This window comes from Hafnia paralvei ATCC 29927 (assembly GCF_001655005.1).
GTDB lineage: Bacteria > Pseudomonadota > Gammaproteobacteria > Enterobacterales > Enterobacteriaceae > Hafnia > Hafnia paralvei.
On sequence record NZ_LXET01000016.1, the window covers coordinates 40,348 to 50,171 of the forward strand.

The following is a 9,824-nucleotide window of genomic DNA, read 5'->3' on the forward strand; positions in this document are numbered from 1 at the left end:
ACGGATTAGTCGCTCTGACTTACTGATGAAAACTTAAAAGTACTTTGCAGCAGGTTTTCTGATCTTGTTCAAACAGCACTAATGCATCTCTAACCTGTTCAAGCGGGAAGCTATGGGTAATCAGCTTTTCGGGATGAATTTTTTTCTCCGTCATCCACTCAATAACCTGCGGAAAACGTGCGCTATTTAGGCGTGAGCTGAAGATCGCGATTTCCTTACTGGTGATACTTTGCTGATTGAGTACGCACGGTTCGGATGAGAATCCCATGATGCCGATACGTGCGGCGGGTGAGGCCAACGCAATAGCCTGAGGCAAAATCGACGGATGACATGCGGCGTCAATAATTAATGTTGGGCGGATATTTTCCTGTGCTAATACGTCAGCGACATCGACATTGGTGTTGTTTATTAGGCGATCGGCTCCGTTGTCTTGAGCCATTTGCAGACGCTCTGAAATACGATCGGCTACGATAATTTTTGCTACGCCATAAACGCCGCGCAAGGCTTGTATGACGGTTAGCCCCATTGGTCCTGCACCGTAAACCAGTGCAATATCATTAGGTTGTGGTTTAACCTGCGCACATATGTTTGCTGCAATAGAGAACGGTTCAATCATCGTGGCTTCCGCATCGGGAATGCGGGTAGGCACTAAATACGCATTGCGGGCGGGGACACAGGCATATTCGCTAAAGCCACCGTCGCGGTGGACGCCGATCACCTGCAACTCGGTACAGACGTTCGGCCGCCCAATAGAGCAGGGATAACAATGACCACAGTTAACTACCGGATCGGCAACCACTCGTTCACCGATGCGTGCGTTTTCTACACCGTCGCCAACGGCATCAATGATGCCAAAAAATTCATGACCGATAACGCGAGGATATTTGGCGAACGGATTATGCCCACGAAAAATATGTACGTCTGAGCCGCAGATCCCCGCGCTACAAACGCGGATACGTACTTCCCCTGCCTGTGGCTGGGGGATAGGACGCTCTTCGATCGCTAATTGTTCTGGTTGCTGTATTACAACGCTTTTCATCAATAAATCCTCTTATTTACCAGTTCCATAGAGTGCCGTCTTCTAGGCGAGCGACCGGTAAATATGCCGGTTCGTACGGATACTTGGCGGCCAATTTCTCGTCAAACTCGATGCCTAAACCGGGTTTCTCTCCTGGATGCATATAACCGTTGTCGAATGTCCAGCTATGTGGGAAGACTTCCAGCATTTGCTCGGAATATCCCATGTATTCCTGAACACCGAAGTTAGGTACCCAGAGATCAAAGTGCAGTGCCGCAGCCATACAGATTGGCGACAAATCAGAAGGGCCGTGTGAGCCGGTACGAACTTGGTACAGTGAGGCGAAATCTGCGATACGGCGCATACCGGTAATGCCACCGGCGTGGGTGATCGTGGTACGGATATAATCGATTAGCTGCTCTTCGATCAGCTGTTTGCAGTCCCAAATGCTGTTGAAGACCTCACCAACGGCAATCGGGGTTACGGTATGCTGACGAATGAGACGGAAGCTCTCTTGGTTTTCTGCGGGGGTAGGATCCTCCATCCAGAATAGGCGGTAATCCTCGATGCTTTTACCAAAGCGTGCCGCTTCAATAGGCGTTAAACGATGGTGCATGTCGTGCAGCAGATGCTCATCAAAGCCAAATCGAGAGCGCACGGCTTCAAATAGTTTCGGTGTGAAATCGAGATATTTTTCAGTTGACCATAGTTGCTCTTCCGGCCAGTTTCCTTTGGTTGCCGGTTCGTAGGCTAACCCTTTTCCTTTTGACATGCCGTAGGTAGTTTTCATTCCTGGAACGCCACACTGAACGCGGATAGCCTTAAATCCCATCTCTTTGTGCTTGGCATAATCTTCAAGCACGTCATCAATCGAGTGGCCGGTCGTGTGGCAGTAAACCATGACGCCTTCGCGAGATGCCCCGCCAAGTAACTGATACAACGGCATATTGGCGGCTTTGGCTTTGATATCCCACAGCGCCATATCGACGGCAGAAATCGCGGACATCGTAACTGGTCCACGGCGCCAGTACGCACCTTTGTAGAAAAACTGCCAGATATCTTCGATCCGGTGAGCATCACGGCCGATCAACTGTGGGCAAACATGATCTTGCAAATAAGAAGCCACTGGCAATTCGCGGCCGTTGAGCGTTGCATCGCCGATGCCAGTGAGTCCCTGATCGGTAGTGATTTTTACCGTGACAAAATTACGTCCTGGACAAGTTACGAATACTTCGGCCTTAACGATCTTCATTTGAACTCCCTCACCACTGTTTTCTGGACTTGCTTTGCGAGCGTTTCGATGTCGGAAACATAGATCTGATATAACTACCATACAAGTATTTAGTTCAAAAAGTGCGCGCGTAGATCACGTTTTTTGATGAGAAAGGAGGCTTGCGGAGGGACAGCGGTAATGCAAAGAGAACGCTCTCCCCTAGAAGGGGAGAGCAGTGGAGTCAATAAATCGTATTAACTTATCCGATTAACGGGCAGTTTGGAGGAAGACGAAGGTTTATCGCATCAGGTTCAATTTCGATGCGGAACTGTTTGGCGCTTAGGGGTTCGCCGTCTAGGTTGAGTGTCATGTCGTGAGGTGCGCTAATCTCCAGCCAAGGCAGTGAGGCTTCGATGACATTTTTATTGCTTTCGCCCTTGAGTAAGCTTTCAAGAAGTGCTGGTAACAACTCGTCAGAAGTGAGAACGCGTAGCTCGAGTTTCCCGTCGTTGATGCGTGCTTCTGGACACAGCGGTTGTCCACCTCCGGCCTGACGACCATTGCCGATGGCGACAATCAGTGCTTTTCCTTCCCAATTGAAATTAGGGCCGGATATCTGACAGAAATCCGCTTTTAGCGTATCCATGCGTAAGATGCCGTGTAGGAAGTAGGAGGCTCCACCGAGCACTGATTTCAATTTTTCAGGGGTTTCAGTCGTGATTTTAGTGCCAAATCCCCCCGTCGCCATATTGATGAAGACGCGCTTTCCATTGACGCGGGCGAAGTCGATGGTGACGGCTCGTCCCTGTAAAGCAAGCTGAAGTGCAGACTGCGGATTTTCTGGAATTAAGCAGGCAGTCGCAAAATCATTGGCGGTACCGAGTGGCAATACGGCTAATACAGGACGCGATGATTCACTATGCTGACTTAGTGCGTCCGAGACCTCGTTAATGGTGCCATCTCCACCGCCTGCGACAACGGTTTCAACGCCAAGCTCAACGGCTTCAGCCACATAGCGCTTCGCATCACCGTGCTCCCAAGTGACGCGAACATGTAGCGTATGACCTGCAGTACGCAGCCCATCAATTGCTTCGCGTACTTCCTCATTTCCAGCACCTTTACCATTCAAGATGATGAGCGCAGAGTGTTGTTGATGCATGAGTGATCTCCTGAAACGGGTAAAAACGTTAGTGCTTACATTGTTATAACATAGATGGTTCTTATGGTTTACCGATAAAATTATTCATATTAATAAATAATAATGAAACCGCTCTCATTGGAAAATATAGGGGATTTACTTAAGCTGAAAGGTTTCAGTTTGTAGGAATAAACGAATTGGCTAAATAGATTATGCGTGTTTTTAATTAATTAATCGGAGGGGTAATCATCTGGGAAATTATGAGTCATCATGTTGGTGATATATATTCCTATTAAGCTGTTTTTTTCTTATGGTTAATCATAATAATAAATCACTTAACGAAATTAACTAAATATGAAATGAATTTATTTTATTTTGTTATTGATTTTTAATGATTTTCTTGGGTTTCTTAAGTTGGTGAGTACGGTTTTTATAAAGGGAAGTTTAGGGATGTGAGTATTTGTATAAAAAAAGAAAACCAGCCCAAGGGAGATTGGGCTGGCAAGGAGGTGGTTCCTAGTATTGCTTTTTCGTTATATCTTTTTGCCACTCAATAATATCGATATGAGATAAGATTAAGTGTGATCTTAATCTTATATTCGAAATATTAATGACAAAAAATAGATAAAGAAGCGCAGCTTTTTAAGAATCAGCTACGCCTAGGTAGATATTAAGAAGCAGAATGCGGATTACGAGTGTCCGTTCCTTGCAAATTACGCATGAGCAGCGCGAACTCCAAATCTAAATCCTCAGGTACAGGGATGTAAACAATATGCCCATTTCCTGGTGCTACATCGGTCGGCTCGCCTTTCTTGTTTTGCATGGCTTCCAATGTGAAGTGAATATTGCCTTTTGGCGTCATCATTTCAACACTGTCTCCGAGTGAGAACTTATTCTTCACCACGACTTCTGCATAACCATTACGGCGGACGCCGGTAAGCTCGCCAACAAACTGCTGGCTATCAGAGACGGAGTAACCGTAGTCATAATTTTGCTGATCTTCATGTACATGACGACGTAAGAAGCCTTCGGTATAGCCACGATGCGCCAGTGCTTCTAGCGTGGTCAGCAACGTTGGATCGAAAGGTTTACCCGCAACAGCATCATCAATTGCACGGCGATAGACCTGAGCGGTACGTGCAACGTAATAGAAAGATTTAGTGCGGCCTTCGATTTTCAGCGAATGAACACCCATCTTAGTCAAGCGCTCAACGTGTTGGATAGCGCGCAGATCTTTGGAGTTCATGATGTAAGTGCCGTGTTCGTCCTCAAACGCACTCATGTATTCGCCTGGGCGCATTGCTTCTTCCAGCATGAACACTTTGTCCGTTGGCGCACCGATACCCAGAGTGGGTTCAACTGCCGGTACTTCGGTCACTGGGATAGGTTCGTGGATGTGTACGATATTGCCAACGGCGTCTTCTTTGCCTTCCTGTACTTTGTATTCCCAGCGACAGGCGTTAGTACAGGTTCCCTGATTGGGATCGCGCTTATTGATATAGCCAGACAGCAGGCAGCGGCCAGAGTAGGCCATGCACAATGCGCCGTGCACGAAGATTTCCAGTTCCATATCAGGAACCTGCTGGCGGATCTCTTCAATTTCTTCCAGAGAAAGTTCACGCGACAAGATCACGCGGGTTAGTCCCATTTGTTTCCAGAATTTCACCGTCGCCCAGTTAACCGCGTTGGCCTGTACGGAAAGGTGAATCGCCATCTCGGGGAAAGCTTCGCGCACCATCGAAATCAAGCCAGGATCTGACATAATCAGCGCGTCAGGCCCCATCTCAATGACGGGCTTCAGGTCACGCAGGAAGGTTTTCAATTTGGCATTATGCGGTGCAATATTCACCACCACATAGAATTTTTTTCCCAGAGCGTGAGCTTCATTGATGCCCTGAGCCAGATTCTCATGGTTGAATTCGTTGTTACGGACACGCAGGCTGTAACGAGGCTGACCGGCATAAACTGCATCTGCGCCATAGGCGAACGCATAACGCATGTTTTTCAGCGTACCGGCCGGAGAGAGTAATTCCGGAGTAAACATAGGTTTGTATTTCTCTTTAAAGGTCTGATCACAAGTCAGTCTGTACCCGCAGGTACAGTGAAGGCGGGCATTATAGAGGGTTCAGCGGTTCCGCACAAATGCTGTGGGTAATCGAAGGCCAATGCGCTTTAGAAGACGGTGGCATGTGGAGACTTCTGTGCGCATATATTGGTTTATTATTCCGGTATTGGCGGAACGAACAGCAATCGCGCATATTCGGCGCGTCCCTGCGCCCACCCCTGATCTGAGTGCGCTCACTTATGCCAGAAGGAACCGGTAGTGATAAGCGTGCAGAAACTTTATACAGATGACAAAAGATTAATTCGCGTTAGCCGCCATGCTTTACCCGTGCGTCAAATCCCTAATATCTGTTGTCGCACCGTTTTTTATCACCGACTGAATCCCTTTCTTGGCGGCGCTCTCAGAGCTATACATTTCACTGGTGCCGATCACCTGATGGTTTTTCGCTTTGAGAACAAAATAGGGTTGATCGCTGCTGCTATTTTTTATCTCAAACTGTGCTTCGTCGGGTGAATTAGCCTGCACTGAGGCGATGCCATTATCGGCGGATGCTTTACTGGCATACATCTCGCTGGAGAGAATAATCTCACCGTTGCTTGCTTTCAGATTAAAGTGGAACTGCCCGTTCTTCGCTTTTTTAATTTCGTAATAGCCGATTGCCATGGGTATCTCCTTAAATCTACATCGCCGTATTCAATTAACTGCGCTAATGAGGATGGATACTTTTCATGCTAAATAAATCAAGGTAAGTATAGACAATGGCTGAATATTTGCAGGAGAGGACGAGGGAGATAAACGTCGTGCTCCCGCGATGACGCGGGAGCCAGAGTTAACGTTTACAGCACTTTACACGCAGAGCCTTCCCAACGATAACCGATGCCATAAACCGAACGAATAAACGGCTCGCCGTTTTCAAGCTGTTCGAGTTTGCGGCGCAGATTTTTTATATGACTGTCTACGGTGCGATCGGTCACCACCCGATAATCGTCATACAGGTGGTTTAGCAACTGTTCACGAGAGAGTACCGTACCAGGTTGAGTTGCCAGCGTTTTTAATAGCCTGAATTCGGCGGGCGTTAAGTCTAGGAGTTGATCTTGGAAGCTGGCCTGATAGCGATTTTCATCGATGATTAACATCGGTTCTGCATTGGCTTCGGTTCTGCGCACACAGCGCCGCAAAATAGTTTTCACGCGAGCGACGACTTCTCTCGGGCTATATGGCTTACAGATGTAATCATCTGCGCCAATCTCTAATCCCAATAGGCGGTCTATTTCTTCTATTTTTGCGGTTACCATGACGATAGGGACGTCGGAGAAACGGCGGATTTCACGGCATAATGTGAGCCCATCGGTACCCGGCAGCATCAAATCAAGCAGAATCAAATCCGGCGGCGTTTGATGTACATACGGCAGCACCGCGTTGCCATCAGCCAAGAGATGAGGCTGGTAGCCGCCAGCGGTGAGATAATCGATGAGGAGCTGACCTAGCTTGGGTTCGTCTTCGACGATCAATACATGTTGCCCTGATGGGTCGATGGCCATACTTCCAGTGATACTGTTCATATCCACTACCTTTTATAGTTTTCCGTATCAAGCGGCAATTGCAGGCTGATGGTTAAGCCTCCCAGTGGAGAATGCTCTGCGACCATTACGCCGCTATGTGCTTCAACAATATTTTGGCAAATTGATAAGCCGAGGCCTGAGCCGCCGCTGGCGCGGTTGCGTGAGCCTTCCGCGCGGTAAAAACGTTCGAATATCTTTTCAAGTTGCTCGTCGGTCACACCGGGGGCGCTATCTTGCCAGTAGAGCTGAAGGGCGGTGTCGCTGATTTGCCCTTTAACTTGCAATTGTCCGTTACCGTCAGTGTAACGCAGGCTATTTTCGAAGAGATTATTGAAGAGTTGCAATAAACGGTCGGGATCACCAAATACGCAGGCTTTCTCCGGTAAATCGAGCGAGAGCGTGATATTTTTTAAGCTAAAACGATCGTGAAATGCACTGGCAGCCAACTGAACCAGATGAATCACATCAATGTGCTGTTTGCGATAGGCCAAGGCACCTGCGTCGGACATAGAGAGCTGGTGCAGATCATTGACCAATTTAGTTAACGTTTCTACTTCGGCTTGCAACGACGCGAGCGAATCCTGCGTCATCTGGCGCACACCATCCTGCATCGCTTCCAATTCTCCACGCAGCACCGCCAGCGGTGTGCGCAGTTCGTGTGAAACATCTGCCATTAATGCTCGGCGCATATGCTCGTTTTTTTCAAGCGTAATCGCGAGCTGGTTAAAATCCTGTGCCAGTTTGCCTAATTCGTCGCGTGACTCCACCTCAACGCGCGTCGAGAAATTTCCTGCTGCCAATTTATGCATGGCGTTGACCAACCGTTTTACCGGTGCCAGCATGCTGCGGGACAGCGCCCATGTCACCGCTGCGGCTAGCAATGTCGCTAGCGCCACAATGATCCAACTGGTACGTCTTTGCTGAAGATCAAAATTAATATCGGTATTACGCGTTAAACGTTCGGGTGGCGTAGTGACGACCCAACCCACGGTCTGGCCCTGATACATCACGGGTTGGCGTGTGCCTTCACTCGGAATGTCGCCTGGCGGTCCCACCATTTTACGGTTGCGGCTATCAATTACCCAAAACGGTGTGCGCCAGCCGTGTGGGGGGAGCGTATCGTTACCTTCGTTACTTTGTTCGATGTTATGCATAATCTGGAAAATCACGCGGTCATTATGACGCAGAAAACGCCAGTTTCCGGCCTGCGCGTAGCGTTCTTCCAGTTCGGCGGCGAGCAGGCGAACACGTTGCTCATTGCCGTGTTTAATGTAGTCAATAAAGCCGCGCTCGAAACTGACCCGAACGCCCCAGTGCATGGTGATCAGCACCAGAATGCAGGTGGAGAAGATGGCAAGAAACAGTTTGCCGGTAATGCCAAGCTTCATGAGTTCTCCTTGCGGCGACGCGCGGTACGTTCAAGGGTGTTGTTTTCTAAGGTATCGTCCGGTACACGTAAAAACACCAGCGCGGGAAGGGCGATAATCAATGCGATACAGCCATAAGTGAGCAAAAATGCCTGATGGATCGCCGCGCTGTCAGCGGTGATTTGATGATGAGAGAACAAGCCCAACAGCAGACCGGCAATGCTTACACCAAGGCTCATTGAGAGTTGCATGATCATCGATAACAGACTGTTGCCGCTGCTGGCGAGTTCATCAGGTAAATCTTTGAGGGTCAGCGTATTCATGGATGAAAAGCGCATGGCATTGATCATGCCTTGGAAAAATAACACCACGGGAATTATCCATAGGCTGATATACATCGCGCTCAACGGCAGAGCTAGACTGACCGCCGCTAACGCCAGCGTGGCGCAGACCAATACGCGCCGATAACCAAACTGATTCACTACTCGCACCACGATACGCTTCATGCCCATACTGCCGATAATCATTGGGATCATCATTAGCCCGGCGTGGAACGGCGAGAACCCCATGCCGATTTGCAGAAATATCGGGGTCATGAAGGGCAACATTCCGCTGCCGATACGCCCTAGAAAGCTGCCGCTGAGCCCAAGTGAAAAGGTCGGTGTTTTCATCAGATCTAGGCTAAACAGCGGGGCGTCGCTGCGTTTGGCATGCCAATAATAACTGGCTAATGCGATTCCGCCAGAAAGTACCAAGCCATAAATCATGCTGGTATCTAGTCCGAGCCCTTTGTGGCCGTCGAGTGCCAACGTGAGCGTCGCCATACCAATCGCCAGCATGACAAAACCTCGAATGTCAAAGCGACGAGTTTGCATGCTGTAGTTAGGCATTAGCCATAGGGTGGCGATCGCACCCACAATTCCTACCGGTAAGTTAATCAGAAAGATCCAGTGCCAACTGGCGTATTGCACCAGAAAACCACCTAATGCCGGGCCGACCAGTGGACCGATTTGGCCGGGGAGGGTGACAAAGGTCATCGCTGCCATATATTGGCTGCGCGGCACAATTTTCATGACGGTCAAACGCCCCACTGGAACCATCATGGCTCCGCCGACGCCTTGTAATACGCGGGCCATCAGCAATTGGTTGAGGGTTTCGGCCTGCGCACAAAACAGCGATCCGAGCGTAAACAGGACGATGGCGCTGAAAAAAACGCGTTTTACTCCCACCCGATCGGCAAGCCAGCCGCTAGCCGGTAGCATTACCGCCACGGTCAACACATAGGCGACCACCACCGACTGCATGCGCAGCGGACTTTCACCGAGGCTGGCTGCCATTGCGGGCAGCGCGGTGTTAACGATGGTGGTATCCAACGTTTGCATGAAGAAGCCAAAGGCGACAATCCATAGCTGCCAGCGAACTGAAGCGGATTGTTCAGGCATGGATAAAACTCCGATTGTT

General features: G+C 49.1%; 8 protein-coding genes. All 8 read right to left on the reverse strand.

All coding sequences use genetic code 11. From position 1 onward, the window contains the following. Positions 1 to 19: 19 nt before the first annotated feature. The 8 genes from M988_RS05730 to mdtD all read right to left on the reverse strand — a co-directional run bounded on the left by M988_RS05730 (position 20) and on the right by mdtD (position 9,805). A complete protein-coding gene (locus tag M988_RS05730; RefSeq protein WP_039188101.1) occupies positions 20 to 1,039 on the reverse strand; it encodes a Zn-dependent oxidoreductase in 1,020 nt (339 codons plus the stop codon). A 16-nt stretch (positions 1,040 to 1,055) separates the two neighbouring features. After that, positions 1,056 to 2,270 (reverse strand): D-mannonate dehydratase ManD, encoded by a 1,215-nt coding sequence (gene manD / locus M988_RS05735; protein WP_039188102.1) that lies wholly within the window; start codon positions 2,268 to 2,270, stop codon positions 1,056 to 1,058. Between the two features lie 220 nt (positions 2,271 to 2,490). After that, the gene (gene yegS, locus M988_RS05740; RefSeq protein ID WP_064573237.1) at positions 2,491 to 3,390 is read right to left on the reverse strand and encodes a lipid kinase YegS; all 900 of its coding nucleotides are present in this window, start codon (positions 3,388 to 3,390) and stop codon (positions 2,491 to 2,493) included. A 649-nt stretch (positions 3,391 to 4,039) separates the two neighbouring features. Further along, complete coding sequence (gene trhP / locus M988_RS05745) at positions 4,040 to 5,413, reverse strand: prephenate-dependent tRNA uridine(34) hydroxylase TrhP (protein WP_064573239.1); 1,374 nt, start codon at positions 5,411 to 5,413, stop codon at positions 4,040 to 4,042. Positions 5,414 to 5,755: 342 nt separating this feature from the next. Further along, entirely contained in the window at positions 5,756 to 6,097 is a 342-nt protein-coding gene (locus tag M988_RS05750; protein ID WP_064573243.1) for a YegP family protein, read from the reverse strand. A 173-nt stretch (positions 6,098 to 6,270) separates the two neighbouring features. Next, a complete protein-coding gene (gene baeR, locus M988_RS05755; RefSeq protein ID WP_211271670.1) occupies positions 6,271 to 6,975 on the reverse strand; it encodes an envelope stress response regulator BaeR in 705 nt (234 codons plus the stop codon). Positions 6,976 to 7,001: 26 nt separating this feature from the next. After that, the gene (gene baeS / locus M988_RS05760; RefSeq protein ID WP_008814183.1) at positions 7,002 to 8,384 is read right to left on the reverse strand and encodes an envelope stress sensor histidine kinase BaeS; all 1,383 of its coding nucleotides are present in this window, start codon (positions 8,382 to 8,384) and stop codon (positions 7,002 to 7,004) included. After that, positions 8,381 to 9,805: a multidrug transporter subunit MdtD gene (mdtD, locus tag M988_RS05765; RefSeq protein ID WP_061059746.1), complete on the reverse strand. Its 1,425-nt coding sequence runs from the start codon at positions 9,803 to 9,805 to the stop codon at positions 8,381 to 8,383. Before mdtD ends, baeS begins: the two co-directional genes overlap by 4 nt. Positions 9,806 to 9,824: the final 19 nt, after the last annotated feature.